This is a genomic window from Pseudomonas sp. ok272, from assembly GCF_900109995.1.
Taxonomy (GTDB): domain Bacteria; phylum Pseudomonadota; class Gammaproteobacteria; order Pseudomonadales; family Pseudomonadaceae; genus Aquipseudomonas.
Genome location: NZ_FOCB01000021.1, coordinates 41,583 through 56,694, shown reverse-complemented (window position 1 = coordinate 56,694; position 15,112 = coordinate 41,583). Strand labels below are relative to the sequence as shown.

The following is a 15,112-nucleotide window of genomic DNA, read 5'->3' as shown; positions in this document are numbered from 1 at the left end:
CCGCTCACCCTGGTCCACGGCGAACACACATCCGGGGGCAGCTCAATTCCTTGTAGGAGCGAGGCTTGCCCTAATGCCAGTCAGTTAAGCGAAACCCACGTGGGAGCGAGCCTGCTCGCGATAGCAGTAGGTCAGTCAACGGAGATGTTGGCTGTGTTGCCGTCTTCGCGAGCAGGCTCGCTCCCACAGGGTTGGCGCCTTAACTGACTGGCATTAAGGCTTGCCCGCGAAGGCGGTAAGCCTGGCGACATCAATGTTGAATGGGCTGGCCTCTTCGCGGGCAAGCCTCGCTCCTACGGGCTCAACCCAGATTCCTGCTCGCGATGGCGGTGACGAGCGGCATGGCTAAGACAGTTGCTCCCACAGGGTTGGGTGTGGATCTTTAGCGTGGCGTCAGAACGAATCCCCCGGCACCCGCACCCAGCCTTCCATCAATACCCGCGCACTGCGGCTCATGATGGCTTTGGTCACGGTCCAATCACCGTCGACCAATGTGGCCTCGGCCCCCACGCGCAAGGTGCCGGACGGATGACCGAAGCGCACCGCGTTACACTCGATGCCCCCCGCCGCCAGGTTCACCAGCGTGCCGTTGATGGCCGCGGCGGTGCCGATGGCGACGGCGGCGGTGCCCATCATCGCGTGGTGCAGCTTGCCCATGGACAGCGCCCGCACCAGCAGGTCGATATCACCCGCCGCCACTGGTTTGCCGCTGGATGACACGTAGTCCGCCGCCGGCGCGACGAACGCCACCTTGGGCGTGTGCTGCCGCCTGGCCGCTTCATCCAGATCGGCAATCAAGCCCATGCGCAGCGCGCCGTAGGCCCGGATGGTCTCGAACATCGCCAGCGCTTTCGGGTCGCCGTTGATGTCGCCCTGCAACTCGGTGCCGGTGTAGCCGATGTCCTGGGCGTTGACGAAGATGGTCGGGATGCCCGCATTGATCATCGTCACCTTGAGGGTGCCAACGCCGGGCACTTCTAGGTCGTCCACCAGGTTGCCGGTGGGGAACATCGAGCCGCCGGCGCCATCTTCCTCGGCCGCCGGGCTGAGGAATTCGAGTTGCACCTCGGCAGCCGGGAAGGTCACGCCGTCGAGTTCGAAGTCGCCGGTCTCCTGCACCGCACCGTCGGTGATCGGCACGTGGGCAATGATGGTCTTGCTGATGTTGGCCTGCCAGATACGCACCACGGCCACGCCGTTGTGCGGCACACGGCTGGCATCGACCAGGCCGCTGCTGATGGCGAACGAACCGACCGCTGCCGACAGGTTGCCGCAGTTGCCGCTCCAATCGACAAACGGCTTGTCGATGGAGACCTGGCCGAACAGGTAATCGACATCGTGATCGGCCTTGAGGCTCTTGGACACGATCACCGTCTTGCTGGTGCTGGACGTGGCCGCGCCCATGCCGTCGATTTGCTTCTCGTACGGGTCGGGGCTGCCGATCACGCGCAGCAGCAGCGCATCACGGGACGGTCCCGGCACCTGCGCCGACGCGGGTAAATCCTGGAGGCTGAAGAACACGCCTTTGCTGGTGCCGCCACGCAGGTAGGTGGCAGCGATCTTGATCTGAGGTGCGTGAGCCATGGTGCTCCTAACTCCTTACCGGCGCGCACGGGACTTAAATCCCATGCGCGCATTGGCTGATTAGACGGCGACAGCCGACTCCAGGAAGTCCTGGGCAAAGCGCTGCAACACGCCGCCCGCTTCATAGATCGACACTTCTTCGGCGGTATCGAGGCGGCAAGTGACCGGCACGTCGACGCGCTCGCCGTTCTTGCGGGTGATCACCAGGGTCAAGGTGGTGCGCGGGGTGCGCTCACCGATCACGTCGTAGGTTTCGGTGCCGTCGATGCCCAGGGTCTTGCGGTTGGTGCCCGGCAAGAACTCCAGCGGCAACACGCCCATGCCCACCAGGTTGGTGCGGTGGATGCGTTCGAAGCCTTCGGCGGCGATCGCTTCCACGCCCGCCAACCGCACGCCCTTGGCCGCCCAGTCACGGGACGAACCCTGGCCGTAGTCGGCGCCGGCAATGATGATCAGCGGCTGCTTGCGTTCCATGTAGGTCTCGATGGCTTCCCACATGCGCATGACCTGGCCTTGCGGTTCGACACGGGCCAGCGAACCCTGCTTGACCTTGCCGTTCTCCAGCACCATTTCGTTGAACAGCTTCGGGTTGGCGAAGGTGGCGCGTTGCGCGGTCAGGTGATCGCCACGGTGGGTGGCGTAGGAGTTGAAGTCCTCCTCCGGCAGGCCCATTTTCGCCAGGTATTCGCCGGCGGCGCTGTCGAGCATGATCGCGTTGGACGGCGACAGGTGATCGGTGGTGATGTTATCCGGCAGCACCGCCAGCGGGCGCATGCCCTTGAGCGGACGCGCCCCGGCCAACGCGCCTTCCCAGTACGGCGGACGACGGATGTAGGTGCTCTGCTCGCGCCAGTCATACAGCGGCGCGACTTTCGGGCCGGTGTCTTCATGGATGGCGAACATCGGGATGTACACCTGGCGGAACTGCTCCGGCTTGACCGACGCCTTGACCACCGCGTCGATTTCCTCGTCGCTGGGCCAGATGTCCTTCAGGCGGATTTCCTTGCCATCGACCACGCCCAGCACGTCTTTTTCGATGTCGAAGCGGATGGTCCCGGCGATGGCGTAGGCGACCACCAGCGGCGGCGAAGCCAGGAACGCTTGCTTGGCGTAGGGGTGAATCCGCCCGTCGAAGTTGCGGTTGCCCGACAACACGGCCGTGGCGTACAGGTCGCGGTCGATGATCTCTTGCTGGATCAGCGGGTCCAGCGCACCGGACATGCCGTTGCAGGTGGTGCAGGCGAAGGCCACGATACCGAAGCCCAGTTGCTCCAGCTCAGTCGTCAGGCCGGCTTCATCCAGGTACAGGGCCACGGTTTTCGAGCCCGGCGCCAGGGACGATTTGACCCACGGCTTGCGGGTCAGCCCCAGCTGGTTGGCATTGCGCGCCAGCAAGCCAGCGGCGATCACGTTGCGCGGGTTGCTGGTGTTGGTGCAACTGGTGATGGCGGCGATGATCACCGCGCCGTCCGGCATCTGGCCGGGAATGTCGTCCCACTGGCCGCAGATACCTTGCGCGGCGAGGTCCGCGGTGGCGACGCGGGCGTGCGGGTTACTCGGCCCGGCCATGTTGCGCACCACACTCGACAAGTCGAAGCGCAAGCCACGCTCGTACTGCGCGCCCTTGAGGCTGTCAGCCCACAGGCCGGTCTGCTTGGCGTACTGCTCCACCAAACGCACCTGCTCGTCTTCACGGCCGGTGAGCTTGAGGTAGTCGATGGTCTGCTGGTCGATGTAGAACATCGCGGCCGTGGCGCCGTATTCCGGGGCCATGTTGGAGATGGTCGCGCGGTCGCCCAGGGTCAGCTTGGCGGCGCCCTCACCGAAGAACTCCAGCCAGGCACCCACCACCTTTTGCTGGCGCAGGAACTCGGTCAGCGCCAGCACCATGTCGGTGGCGGTGATGCCCGGTTGCAGCTTGCCGGTCAGCTCGACGCCAACGCTCTCGGGCAGGCGCATCCAGGACGCACGACCGAGCATCACGCTCTCGGCTTCCAGGCCACCGACACCGATGGCGATCACGCCCAGGGCATCGACGTGCGGGGTGTGGCTGTCGGTGCCGACGCAGGTATCAGGGAAGGCGACGCCGTCGCGCACCTGGATCACCGGGGACATCTTCTCCAGGTTGATCTGGTGCATGATGCCGTTGCCCGGCGGGATCACGTCGACGTTCTTGAACGCCTTCTTGGTCCAGTTGATGAAGTGGAAACGGTCCTCGTTGCGACGGTCCTCGATGGCGCGATTCTTCTCGAACGCCTCGGGATCAAAACCAGGACGCTCGACGGCCAGGGAGTGGTCGACGATCAGTTGAGTCGGCACCACCGGGTTGACCTGCGCCGGGTCGCCGCCTTGCAGGGCAATCGCATCGCGCAGGCCGGCCAGGTCCACCAGGGCGGTCTGGCCGAGAATGTCGTGGCACACCACCCGCGCCGGGAACCATGGGAAGTCGAGGTCGCGCTTGCGCTCGATGAACTGCTTCAGGGAGTCGGTGAGCGTGGCCGGGTCGCAGCGGCGCACCAGGTTTTCCGCGAGCACGCGGGAGGTGTACGGCAGGGTGTCATAGGCACCAGGCGCAATGGCCTCGACGGCGGCGCGGGTGTCGTAGTAATCCAGCTGGGTGCCGGGGAGCGGCTTGCGAAATTCAGTGTTCATCGGTCAGGACTCGGTCACGGTGGAGACAAAAGGTGGGGCCGGCAGCGGGCTCCGAAGTGAGCACGGTCACATGTGGGAGCGGGCTTGCTCGCGAAAGCGGTGTGTCAGTCGACATCAACGTTGAATGTCAGTCCGTCTTCGCGAGCAAGCCCGCTCCCACAGGGATCTGCGTTAACTCAGGTCCCTGCGTCGGCGCCCCTCCCCAATCAGCGTTGTTCGATTGGCACGAACTTGCGCTGTTCAACGCCGATGTACTCGGCACTCGGGCGGATGATGCGGTTGTTGGCGCGCTGTTCGAACACGTGGGCGGCCCAGCCGGTCAGGCGCGAGCAAACGAAGATCGGCGTGAACAGTTTGGTCGGGATGCCCATGAAGTGGTACGCCGAGGCATGGTAGAAGTCGGCGTTGGGGAACAGTTTCTTTTGCTCCCACATGGTCTTGTCGATGGCTTCGGACACCGGGAACAACACCTTGTCGCCCACTTCGTCGGCGAGCTTTTTCGACCAGCCCTTGATCACTTCATTGCGCGGATCGTTGTCTTTATAGATCGCGTGGCCAAAGCCCATGATCTTGTCCTTGCGCGCCAGCATGCCGAGGGTGCCGTCGATGGCGTCCTGGGGCGAAGCGAAGCGCTCGATCATTTCCATCGCCGCTTCGTTGGCGCCGCCGTGCAGCGGGCCGCGCAGCGAACCAATGGCGGCGGTGATGCACGAGAACAGGTCCGACAGGGTCGAGGCACAGACGCGGGCGGTAAAAGTCGAGGCGTTGAACTCGTGCTCGGCGTAGAGAATCAGCGACACGTTCATCACCTTGACGTGCAACTCACTCGGCGGCTTGTCGTGCAGCAGGTGCAGGAAGTGCGCGCCGATAGAGGACTCATCGGTCACGCAATGAATGCGCTTGCCGTCGTGGCTGAAGCGATACCAGTAGCACATGATCGCCGGGAACGCGGCCAGCAGGCGGTCGGTCTTGTCGTGCTGCTCGCAGAAGTCCGCCTCCGGCTCCAGGTTGCCCAGGAACGAGCAGCCAGTGCGCATGACGTCCATCGGGTGGGCGTCGGCCGGGATGCGTTCCAGCACTTCTTTCAAGGCTTGCGGCAGGTCGCGCAACTTGCTCAGCTTGGCGATGTAGCCCGCCAGTTGGGCCTTGCTCGGCAACTCGCCGTACAGCAACAGGTAGGCCACTTCTTCAAACTGCGCATCCGCCGCCAGTTCGCGCACGTCGTAGCCGCGATAGGTCAAGCCAGCGCCTTCCTGGCCCACGGTGGACAACGCGGTTTGCCCGGCGACCTGGCCACGCAGACCTGCGCCACTCAATACTTTTGCTTCGGCCATTGCTCTCTCCAATCTTGAATTTGTTAGGGACTTGGCAACACATTGATCGAGGACGGATGCCCAGCTCCCGTAGGCGCGAGGCTTGCCCGCGAACGCGGATCTATATTCACACTCAGTGCCCGGAATCAGATCGCTTTCGCGGGCAAGCCTCGCTCCTACGGGTCAGCATTGCTTCACACGCGATACGCGGGTCGCCGCTCAGCCTTTTTTCTGGGCGAACAACGCATCGAGCTTCTGCTCGAAGGTGTGGTAGTCGATGCGATCGTAAAGCTCCATGCGGGTCTGCATGGTGTCGATGACATTCTGCTGCGTGCCATCGCGGCGGATCGCGGTGTAGACGTTTTCTGCCGCCTTGTTCATGGCCCGGAACGCCGACAGCGGGTACAGCACCAGCGCCACGTTGGCGGCTTTCAGTTGCTCGGTGGTGTACAGCGGCGTAGCACCGAACTCGGTAATGTTAGCCAGGATCGGCGCTTTCACGCGGGCGGCGAACAACTTGTACATCTCAAGCTCGGTGATGGCTTCCGGGAACACCATGTCGGCGCCGGCTTCGATGCACGCAGCCGCACGATCCAGTGCCGACTCCAGGCCTTCCACGGCCAGGGCATCGGTGCGGGCCATGATCACGAAGCTGTCGTCGGTGCGGGCGTCCACCGCCGCCTTGATGCGGTCGACCATTTCCTGCTGGGTCACGATCTCTTTGTTCGGACGATGCCCGCAGCGCTTGGCGCCCACCTGGTCTTCGATGTGAATCGCCGCCGCGCCGAACTTGATCATCGACTTGACGGTGCGCGCCACGTTGAAGGCCGAGGAGCCAAAACCGGTGTCCACGTCCACCAGCAGCGGCAGGTCGCAGACGTCGGTGATGCGGCGCACGTCAGTCAGTACGTCATCCAGACCGGTAATGCCCAAGTCAGGCACGCCGAGGGAACCGGCCGCAACCCCGCCACCGGACAGATAAATAGCCTTGAAACCGGCGCGCTTGGCCAGCAGTGCATGGTTGGCGTTGATCGCGCCCACCACTTGCAACGGCTGCTCGCTGGCGACCGCATCACGGAAACGCTGGCCTGGTGTGCTCTTGTTGGAACTCATGACTCACCTCGTGGAGTGACTGTCGGATGGTTACCGTCCTGATAGTGACGGGCGATATTGCGTTTTGACGCGCCGATATGGCGACGCATCAACAACTCGGCCAACTCACCGTCACGGTCGGCGATGGCATCGAGAATTCGGTGGTGTTCGGCAAAGGCCTGGCGCGGGCGATTGGGCGTGGCGGAAAACTGGATGCGGTACATGCGCACCAGTTGATACAGCTCGCCGCAGAGCATTTGCGTGAGGGTGCGGTTGCCGGCGCCCTGGATGATCCGGTAATGGAAGTCGAAGTCGCCTTCCTGCTGGTAGTAGCCGACGCCGGCCTGGAACGCGGCATCGCGCTCGTGGGTATGCAGGACCTGGCGCAGCTCTTCGATCTCGGCATCGGTCATGCGCTCGGCCGCCAGGCGACACGCCATGCCCTCCAGGGACTCGCGGATCTCATAGAGTTCAACCAGCTCGGCGTGGCTCAGGGACACCACCCGGGCGCCGACGTGAGGCACTCGCACCAGCAGGCGCTGGCCTTCAAGGCGGTGGATTGCCTCGCGCAGCGGGCCACGGCTGATGCCATAGGTGCGCGCCAACTCCGGCTCGGAGATTTTGCTGCCCGGTGCGATCTCGCCTTTGACGATGGCCGCCTGGATTCTACGGAAGACGTTCTCGGAGAGGGTTTCCGAATCGTCCTGAGCCAGGGCTGGGGAATCGAGTTGATCCAGCATATTGTCGACACCTTGAAAGCTGATGCGGCAAAAACTAACCAATAACTAGGCTTTCGTCAAAGAAAAAAGATCTATTGTCGACAATCGTCTAATAAGCACGGCAATTAAAACCAAACTAAAGGACCCTCGCCGGCGCTAGCGCCATAAAACCACCGTGTTAGAATGCCGGCCGCATTTACCTGTCATCTTTTTATGGCAGGCATAAAAGGGCGCTTGCGCAGCAATGCCAGTCACCTTGAACCAAAAGAAAGAATGGACAGCGCGCGCCAGGATTTATGAGACTCAAGCACCTCCCTTCATTGCTCTGCCTGTTCTGCCTGCCGGCCCTTGGCTACGCGGGCGAAAAAACCGTGTACGGCCTCAACGAGTACGCCCAACTGTCAGGCATCGACCTGCAAGTGGCGGCCAAGCTCGACACCGGCGCCAAGACCGCCTCCCTCAGTGCCCGTGACATCAAGCGCTTCAAGCGCAACGGCGAATCCTGGGTGCGTTTTTACCTGGCCATTGACGCGGCCCACACGCACCCGATCGAACGGCCACTGGCGCGAGTCAGCAAAATCAAGCGCCGCGCGGGCGACTACGATCCCGAGGAAGGGCAACAGTACACCGCACGCCCGGTGATCGAGCTGGATATCTGCATGGGCACGGCGCTGCGCAGCATCGAAGTGAACCTGACCGACCGCAGCGCCTTCCAGTACCCGCTCCTGATCGGCTCCGAAGCCCTGAAACGCTTCGATGCACTGGTCGACCCCAGTCTTAAATACGCTGCCGGCAAACCCGCCTGCGCCACCGACGCTCATACCGCCGAGTAATCCCCATGCGCTCTCTTACCCTTCACTTGAAAATCCTGATCGCCATCCTGGTGGTGCTGGGCATTTCCGTTACGGCCTATCAGATTTTCGTGCTGGGCATTCCAGTGACTGAAGACGCCACCGACGACCTGTGGAACATCGACGCCAAGGTCGAGTTCGTCGCCAGTGCCAAGGACCCGGTGAAGGTCCAGATGTTCGTGCCGCCCCTGAGCCGCGACTACGTCAGCCTCAACGAGAGCTTCATCTCCAACAACTATGGCGTTTCGGTGAACCGTGTCGACGGCAACCGCAAGGTCACCTGGTCGGCCCGCCGCGCCAACGGCAAGCAGACCCTTTATTACCGCCTGGTGCTGACCAAGCGCTACACCGGCGAAAAATCCAAGGTCAAGGGTCCGACCTTCCGCGACAGCATCGCCATCGAAGGCCCGGAAAAGGTCGCCGCCGATGCCTTGCTGGCGCCGATCCGCCAGCACTCGGCCGATGTCGAGACCTTCATCAGCGAAGCGATCAAGCGGGTCAACAACAGCAGTGACGACAACGCCAAGCTGTTGCTGGCGGGCGACCCATCGCCGGCGCACAAGGCCAAGATCGTCGAACTGCTGCTGTCCATTGCCCATGTACCAATAGAGAAGGTCCACACCATCCGCCTGATGGCCGACCAGCCGCAAAGCCCGGAGCTGTGGCTGCGCAGCTTCAACGGCAACGACTGGCTGTACTTCAACCCGGAAACCGGCGAGCAAGGCCTGCCCAGCGACCGCCTGTTGTGGTGGACCGGCGATGACAACCTGATCACCGTCGATGGCGGCAAAAAGGCCAACGTCACGTTCAGCCTCAACAACAGCGAAATGAACGCGATTCGCCTGGCCAAGCTGACCGACGAGAACACCGACGCCAACTTCCTCGACTACTCGCTGTACGGCTTGCCGCTGCAAACCCAGCAGACCTTCATGATCATGGTGATGATCCCGATTGGCGTGCTGGTGATCCTGATCCTGCGCAACCTGATCGGCTTGCAGACCCTGGGCACCTTCACCCCGGTGTTGATTGCCCTGGCCTTCCGTGAAACCGGATTGGGCTTTGGCGTCGTGCTGTTCACCGTCATCACGGCGTTGGGGCTGTCGCTGCGCTCCTACCTTGAACACCTGAAGCTGCAAATGCTGCCAAGGCTGTCGGTGGTGCTGACGTTCGTGGTGGTGTTGATTGCCGCCATCAGCCTGTTCAGCCACAAGCTGGGCCTTGAACGCGGACTGTCGGTGGCGCTGTTCCCGATGGTGATCCTGACCATGACCATCGAACGCCTGTCGATCACCTGGGAAGAACGCGGCGCCGGGCATGCCATGAAAGTGGCGATTGGCACCCTGTTCGCCGCGTCCCTGGCGCACCTGATCATGAGCGTGCCGGAGCTGGTGTACTTTATCTTCACCTTCCCGGCGGTCCTGCTGATCCTGGTGGGCTTCATGCTGGCCATGGGGCGTTATCGCGGCTACCGCCTGACCGAACTGGTACGGTTCAAGGCCTTCCTCAAGGCTGATTCGTAATGTTCGGCTTCTGGAAGACCTGGAAAGCCCTGGAAGCGCGCGGGATCATGGGCATCAACCGGCGTAACGCCGACTACGTGCTCAAGTACAACAAGCGCAGCCTGTACCCGATCGTCGATGACAAGATCATCACCAAGGAACGGGCGATCAAGGCCGGGATCCACGTACCCGAAATGTACGGTGTGATCTCCACCGAGAAGGAAATCGACAAGCTCGATTCGATCATCGGCGGGCGCAACGACTTCGTGATCAAGCCGGCCCAGGGCGCTGGCGGCGACGGCATCCTGGTGATCGCCGACCGCTTCGAAGGCCGCTACCGCACGGTCTCGGGCAAGATCATCAGCCATGAGGAAATCGAACACCAGATTTCCAGCATCCTCACTGGCCTGTACTCCCTGGGCGGCCACCGCGACCGGGCGCTGATCGAGTACCGGGTGATCCCCGACCAGATCTTCAAAAGCATCAGCTATGAAGGCGTGCCGGACATCCGCATCATCGTACTGATGGGCTACCCGGTGATGGCCATGCTGCGCCTGCCGACCCGCCAGTCCGGCGGCAAGGCCAACCTGCACCAGGGCGCCATTGGCGTCGGCGTCGACCTGGCCACCGGCCTGACCTTGCGCGGCACCTGGCTGAACAACATCATCGCCAAGCACCCCGACACCACCAACGCGGTGGACGGTGTGCAACTGCCCTACTGGGACGGCTTCATGAAACTGGCCGCGGGCTGCCATGAACTGTGCGGCCTGGGCTACATCGGCGTCGACATGGTGCTGGACCAGGAAAAAGGCCCGCTGATCCTCGAACTCAATGCCCGTCCCGGACTGAACATCCAGATCGCCAACGACTGCGGACTGACACTGCGCACCCATGCGGTGGAAGCGCACCTGGAGCAATTGAAGGCGCGCGGGATCACCGAAACCGTCGAGGAGCGCGTGGCGTTTGTCCAGGAACTGTTTGGGCATATTCCGCGGGTCGAGGGCTGAGACGGGATCGGGGCGATTTCATCGCGAGCAAGCCGGTCTCGCTCCCACACAGGCTACACATCAACCTGTGGGAGCGAGCCTGCTCGCGAAAGCCTTCACCCGACCATGCGTCTGCCTATGCCCGACATCCCTCTAGGAGCATTTCCTACAGGGGACTACAATCGCCACCCCGCCTCGATGGCTGATCCCCCCTGCTCATGCTGACTTGCTCTCTACACCCGCTGCCCTATCACCCCGACCCCGCCGAGTACTTCGCGGCGATTCGCCATGCCCCGGGCAGCGTGTTGCTCGACAGCGGCCGGCCCAGCGCCGAGCGCGGCCGCTATGACCTGCTCAGCGCCTGGCCACTGGCGACCCTGGCGGTCGCGCCAGACGAAAGTGGCAACGCCTTCCTGCAACGCCTGCGCGAGACGCTCAGCCAACTGGGCAATGCCACTATCCCGGCGCCCTTCGAGCTGCCATTCGCCGGCGGCTTGATCGGCTACCTCAGCTATGACTTCGGCCGCCACCTGGAAACCCTGCCCACCCAGGCGCAAGACGATCTGCAACTGCCCGACGCACGCTTTGGCCTGTATGCCTGGGCGTTGATCAGCGATCACCTGCGCGGCACCAGCCAACTGGTGTTCCACCCCAGTCTCGCCGACACCGAGCGCCAGCGCCTGATCGAATTGTTCAACCAGCCTGCCAAGCCACTCGATACCAGATTCAGTTTGAGCGGCACCATGGCTGCGGACCTGAGCGCCGATGACTATCAACAGGCATTCGAACGCATCCAGCAGTACATCCAGGCCGGTGATTGCTATCAAGTCAACTTCGCCCAACGCTTCCGCGCGCCCTGCCAGGGCGATGCCTGGGCGGCGTACTGTGCGCTGCGAGCGGCCTGCCCGACCCCATTCTCGGGCTTTCAAAGCCTGCCCGATGGCGGCGCAGTGCTGAGCCTGTCGCCGGAACGCTTCGTCAAAGTCAGCGCCGGCCAGGTGGAAACCCGGCCGATCAAAGGCACCCGCCCACGGGGGTTGACTGCTGTGGAAGATGCGGCCAACGCCGCCGAACTCCTGGCCAGCGCCAAGGATCGCGCCGAGAACCTGATGATCGTGGACCTGCTGCGCAACGACCTGGGCCGCACCTGCCGTGTCGGTTCGGTACGGGTACCGGAGTTGTTCAGCCTGGAGAGCTACCCCAACGTGCACCACCTGGTGAGTAGCGTCACCGGCGAGCTCGCCGCCAGCAAGGATGCCCTGGACCTGATCGCCGGCAGCTTCCCCGGCGGCTCGATCACCGGCGCACCAAAAATCCGCGCCATGCAAATCATCGACGAACTGGAGCCGACCCGCCGAGGTTTGTACTGCGGTTCGTTGCTGTATCTGGACGTGCGCGGGGAGATGGACAGCTCGATTGCCATCCGCAGCCTGCTGGTCAAGGACGGCCAGGTGTGCTGCTGGGGCGGTGGCGGGATCGTCGCCGACTCGGATGGCCAGGCCGAGTATCAGGAATCGATCACCAAGGTGAAGGTGTTGCTCGATACGTTACAAGGCTTGTAGCGCCTGGTCGGTACGCAGCAGTCCTTGTGGGAGCGAGCCTGCTCGCGATGATCGTCGCTGGCTTCACACCGACTTCGCGAGCAGGCTCGCTCCCACAGGGAATCTGGCCGGGAGCGGGCTTGCCCGCGAAGAGGCCATCAGCCCCACGGCATCCCTTACAGGCTCAACTCACGGTTCGACGCCTTGATGAACTCGCGCTTGAGGTCTTCAAAGGTGTGCACCGCCGGGAACTGCGGGAACTCGCGGATCACGTTGTCCGGGGCATGGAACAGGATGCCGGCGTCCGCCTCACCCAGCATGGTGGTGTCGTTGTACGAATCACCGGCCGCGATCACCCGGTAGTAGAGGCTCTTGAACGCCAGAACCGACTGACGCTTGGGGTCTTTCTGACGCAGTTGATAGCTGGTCACCCGCCCGGTTTCGTCGGTAATCAGCCGATGGCACAGCAGCGTCGGGAAGCCCAGTTGACGCATCAGCGGCTGGGAGAACTCATAGAAGGTGTCGGAGAGAATCACCACCTGGAAGCGCTCGCGCAGCCAGTTGACGAACTCGATGGCGCCATCCAGCGGCGCGAGGGTACCGATCACTTCCTGGATATCCGACAGCTTCAAGCCATGTTCGTCGAGGATCCGCAGGCGCTGCTGCATCAACACGTCGTAGTCAGGAATATCCCGGGTGGTGGCCCTCAGGGATTCAATCCCGGTTTTTTCAGCGAAGGCGATCCAGATCTCCGGGACCAACACACCTTCCAGGTCGAGACAGGCAATTTCCACAACACACTCCCATTTGTACTGATTATTGAGTTGAGCGAGTAAAAAGACTGCCGAACTCTAGCGACTCGCACCGACCGGCGCAACGCAGACGAGCGCGCCAGGGACCTCGGGATTTTGCTACCATCGCCAGCCTATAGAGCGCTTAGCGCCACCGACCTGTAGGAAACCGCCCTGATGAGCCCATCGTTCGACGTCGCTGAACTCGCCGCGACCTATGCCACACAATCCGCCCAAGACATTCTCAAGCTGGCCTTTGCCGAGTTTGGCGATGATCTCTGGATCTCCTTCAGTGGCGCCGAGGACGTGGTGCTGGTGGACATGGCCTGGAAACTCAACAAGAACGTCAAGGTATTCAGCCTCGACACGGGCCGCCTGCACCCCGAGACCTATCGCTTTATCGACCAGGTGCGCGAGCACTACGGCATCCCGATCGAACTGGTCAGCCCGGACCACCGCAAGCTCGAACCGTTCGTCAAGGAAAAGGGTCTGTTCAGCTTCTACAAGGATGGCCACGGCGAGTGCTGCGGCATCCGCAAGATCGAACCGCTGCGGCGCAAGCTGTCCACCGTCCGCGCCTGGGCCACCGGCCAGCGCCGCGACCAGAGCCCAGGCACCCGCAGCCAGGTGGCGGTGCTGGAAGTCGACAGCGCGTTCTCCACGCCCGAGCGCCCGCTGTACAAATTCAATCCGCTGGCGCAAATGAGCAGTGAAGAAGTTTGGGGCTACATCCGCATGCTGGAGTTGCCGTACAACAGCCTGCATGAGCGCGGTTTCATCAGCATCGGCTGTGAACCCTGCACCCGCCCGGTGCTGCCAAACCAGCACGAGCGCGAAGGCCGCTGGTGGTGGGAAGAAGCCACGCAAAAGGAATGCGGCCTGCACGCCGGCAACCTCATCCATAAAGCCTGACCCCCCCGCCCCACCTGCGCGATGGTGTCCTGTGCGACCGCCATCGTTGCACACCTCTCCCCCGCTAAATCGAATCAGCCGCCGGCCGGCACGCAGATCATTGGCCTGACCCCGCACGTTGGCGCCGACTCCATCGAAGGCAACTTCGAAAGCGACCTGGCGGCTATCGCGGTGATGGACTGGGTGATGCGCTACGACCAACCCTTTGATGCGGTGATCCAGGCCGGCTACGGCGAGCATGGGCGCGAGGGTTTGCAGGAGTTGTTGGACGTGCCGGTGGTGGACATCACCGACGCCGACGCCAGCACCGCGATGTTTCTGGGCCATGCCCATTCGGTGGTCACGACCCTGGACCGCACCGTGCCGCTGATCGAGGATCGCCTCAAGCTCTCCGGCCTCTGGGACCGCTGCGCGTCAGTCCGGGCCAGCGGCCTGGCGGTGCTGGAACTCGAACAGGACCCCGAGCGGGCCCTGTTCGCCATCGTTCAACACGCCGGTGCACGAAGACAAGGCCGAAGTCATCTGCCTGGGTTGCGGCGGCATGGCCGGGCTGGGCGAACAGATCCGACAGCGCACCGGCGTGCCGGTGGTGGACGGCGTGACAGCAGCGGTGACCATCGCTGAGTCGTTGGTACGGCTGGGGCTTTCGACGTCCAAGGTCAGGACCTATGCAACGCCTCGGGGAAAAACCATCATCGGCTGGCCCGGGCAGTTTGGCCGAGGGCGCTGAACCCTGTGGCCGGTGTCACTCCCCACCCGCGGCACACCCGTGGTGGCTTTGTTGCGCATACGTCCAGACAGCCGTGAAATTGAAAGCCTCTCCGGACATGGTGTCGACACAGGGGGCCTGGACGATGAGCAAAGCGAATGCCTTGTCTGCGTCTTTCCCCGTGTACTCGACCTTATCTGCCGAAACAGCTTGATCGGCCCGGAGTGGTTTCCCTTGCGGATTTTCAGGGGTTAGCCAAATCAATGTCGATCCGTTTGTCTTGATTGCCCAGAACGGCTCATTGCCTCTGGCGAAAAACTGCCGGGCGTCCTCACCTGACGGTGCAGCGGTACGGGATGGCAACGCTAAAGCTGCGCCACCAGAGGGCTTGGATTGAGTGCATGCCGTCATTGCCATCATCAACAGCGCAGCAGCGAGGCTAAACGGAACATCCTTGAGCATG

12 protein-coding genes and 1 pseudogene are annotated in these 15,112 nt (G+C 62.7%); 6 read left to right on the top strand and 7 right to left on the bottom strand.

The window, feature by feature from the left end; all coding sequences use genetic code 11:
• Nucleotides 1-393: 393 nt before the first annotated feature.
• The 5 genes from prpF to BMW74_RS22595 form a co-directional block, all read right to left on the bottom strand.
• The gene (gene prpF, locus BMW74_RS22615) at nucleotides 394-1,584 is read right to left on the bottom strand and encodes a 2-methylaconitate cis-trans isomerase PrpF (protein WP_093426353.1); all 1,191 of its coding nucleotides are present in this window, start codon (nucleotides 1,582-1,584) and stop codon (nucleotides 394-396) included.
• Between the two features lie 60 nt (nucleotides 1,585-1,644).
• On the bottom strand, nucleotides 1,645-4,236 hold the full coding sequence (acnD, locus tag BMW74_RS22610; RefSeq protein ID WP_093426352.1) for a Fe/S-dependent 2-methylisocitrate dehydratase AcnD: 2,592 nt from the start codon (nucleotides 4,234-4,236) through the stop codon (nucleotides 1,645-1,647).
• 206 nt (nucleotides 4,237-4,442) lie between these two features.
• Nucleotides 4,443-5,570 (bottom strand): bifunctional 2-methylcitrate synthase/citrate synthase, encoded by a 1,128-nt coding sequence (prpC, locus tag BMW74_RS22605; protein WP_093426351.1) that lies wholly within the window; start codon nucleotides 5,568-5,570, stop codon nucleotides 4,443-4,445.
• 198 nt (nucleotides 5,571-5,768) lie between these two features.
• Nucleotides 5,769-6,662 carry a methylisocitrate lyase gene (prpB, locus tag BMW74_RS22600; RefSeq protein ID WP_093426350.1) on the bottom strand — a complete coding sequence of 298 codons (894 nt, stop codon included), beginning with the start codon at nucleotides 6,660-6,662 and terminating at the stop codon, nucleotides 5,769-5,771.
• On the bottom strand, nucleotides 6,659-7,381 hold the full coding sequence (locus BMW74_RS22595) for a GntR family transcriptional regulator (RefSeq protein ID WP_093426349.1): 723 nt from the start codon (nucleotides 7,379-7,381) through the stop codon (nucleotides 6,659-6,661). The genes prpB and BMW74_RS22595 overlap by 4 nt, the downstream gene beginning before the upstream one ends.
• Before the next feature lie 275 nt (nucleotides 7,382-7,656).
• Here BMW74_RS22595 and BMW74_RS22590 point away from each other — a divergent pair, with 275 nt between their 5' ends.
• From BMW74_RS22590 to pabB, 4 genes are all read left to right on the top strand, one after another.
• Nucleotides 7,657-8,193, top strand: a complete 537-nt coding sequence (locus BMW74_RS22590; RefSeq protein WP_093426348.1) for a retropepsin-like aspartic peptidase RloA — start codon at nucleotides 7,657-7,659, stop codon at nucleotides 8,191-8,193.
• A gap of 5 nt (nucleotides 8,194-8,198) precedes the next feature.
• Nucleotides 8,199-9,731 carry an osmotic stress tolerance membrane protein RloB gene (locus BMW74_RS22585; protein ID WP_093426347.1) on the top strand — a complete coding sequence of 511 codons (1,533 nt, stop codon included), beginning with the start codon at nucleotides 8,199-8,201 and terminating at the stop codon, nucleotides 9,729-9,731.
• A complete protein-coding gene (locus tag BMW74_RS22580) occupies nucleotides 9,731-10,717 on the top strand; it encodes an alpha-L-glutamate ligase-like protein (protein ID WP_093426346.1) in 987 nt (328 codons plus the stop codon). Before BMW74_RS22585 ends, BMW74_RS22580 begins: the two co-directional genes overlap by 1 nt.
• 197 nt (nucleotides 10,718-10,914) lie before the next feature.
• Nucleotides 10,915-12,258 (top strand): aminodeoxychorismate synthase component I, encoded by a 1,344-nt coding sequence (pabB, locus tag BMW74_RS22575; protein WP_093426345.1) that lies wholly within the window; start codon nucleotides 10,915-10,917, stop codon nucleotides 12,256-12,258.
• Between the two features lie 155 nt (nucleotides 12,259-12,413).
• Here the strand turns inward: pabB and thrH are convergent, their stop codons facing one another.
• On the bottom strand, nucleotides 12,414-13,031 hold the full coding sequence (gene thrH, locus BMW74_RS22570; RefSeq protein WP_093426344.1) for a bifunctional phosphoserine phosphatase/homoserine phosphotransferase ThrH: 618 nt from the start codon (nucleotides 13,029-13,031) through the stop codon (nucleotides 12,414-12,416).
• A 174-nt stretch (nucleotides 13,032-13,205) separates the two neighbouring features.
• Here thrH and BMW74_RS22565 point away from each other — a divergent pair, with 174 nt between their 5' ends.
• Nucleotides 13,206-13,940, top strand: coding sequence for a phosphoadenylyl-sulfate reductase (locus BMW74_RS22565; protein WP_093426343.1), 735 nt, complete (start codon nucleotides 13,206-13,208; stop codon nucleotides 13,938-13,940).
• An 87-nt stretch (nucleotides 13,941-14,027) separates the two neighbouring features.
• Nucleotides 14,028-14,670 (top strand): annotated as a pseudogene (locus tag BMW74_RS22560) (aspartate/glutamate racemase family protein); the annotation flags it as partial.
• A 15-nt stretch (nucleotides 14,671-14,685) separates the two neighbouring features.
• On the opposite strand, the gene BMW74_RS22555 reads toward BMW74_RS22560, so the two are convergent.
• The gene (locus tag BMW74_RS22555; RefSeq protein ID WP_093426342.1) at nucleotides 14,686-15,111 is read right to left on the bottom strand and encodes a hypothetical protein; all 426 of its coding nucleotides are present in this window, start codon (nucleotides 15,109-15,111) and stop codon (nucleotides 14,686-14,688) included.
• Nucleotide 15,112 lies beyond the last annotated feature (1 nt).

Excerpts from the sequence above, each read along its gene's own strand:
- prpB (WP_093426350.1), bottom strand. The coding sequence starts at position 6,662 with ATGAGTTCCAACAAGAGCACACCAGGCCAGCGTTTCCGTGATGCGGTC.
- prpF (WP_093426353.1), bottom strand. The coding sequence starts at position 1,584 with ATGGCTCACGCACCTCAGATCAAGATCGCTGCCACCTACCTGCGTGGC.
- BMW74_RS22590 (WP_093426348.1), top strand. The coding sequence starts at position 7,657 with ATGAGACTCAAGCACCTCCCTTCATTGCTCTGCCTGTTCTGCCTGCCG.
- pabB (WP_093426345.1), top strand. The coding sequence starts at position 10,915 with ATGCTGACTTGCTCTCTACACCCGCTGCCCTATCACCCCGACCCCGCC.
- BMW74_RS22595 (WP_093426349.1), bottom strand. The coding sequence starts at position 7,381 with ATGCTGGATCAACTCGATTCCCCAGCCCTGGCTCAGGACGATTCGGAA.
- BMW74_RS22565 (WP_093426343.1), top strand. The coding sequence starts at position 13,206 with ATGAGCCCATCGTTCGACGTCGCTGAACTCGCCGCGACCTATGCCACA.
- acnD (WP_093426352.1), bottom strand. The coding sequence starts at position 4,236 with ATGAACACTGAATTTCGCAAGCCGCTCCCCGGCACCCAGCTGGATTAC.
- prpC (WP_093426351.1), bottom strand. The coding sequence starts at position 5,570 with ATGGCCGAAGCAAAAGTATTGAGTGGCGCAGGTCTGCGTGGCCAGGTC.
- BMW74_RS22580 (WP_093426346.1), top strand. The coding sequence starts at position 9,731 with ATGTTCGGCTTCTGGAAGACCTGGAAAGCCCTGGAAGCGCGCGGGATC.
- BMW74_RS22555 (WP_093426342.1), bottom strand. The coding sequence starts at position 15,111 with ATGCTCAAGGATGTTCCGTTTAGCCTCGCTGCTGCGCTGTTGATGATG.
- BMW74_RS22585 (WP_093426347.1), top strand. The coding sequence starts at position 8,199 with ATGCGCTCTCTTACCCTTCACTTGAAAATCCTGATCGCCATCCTGGTG.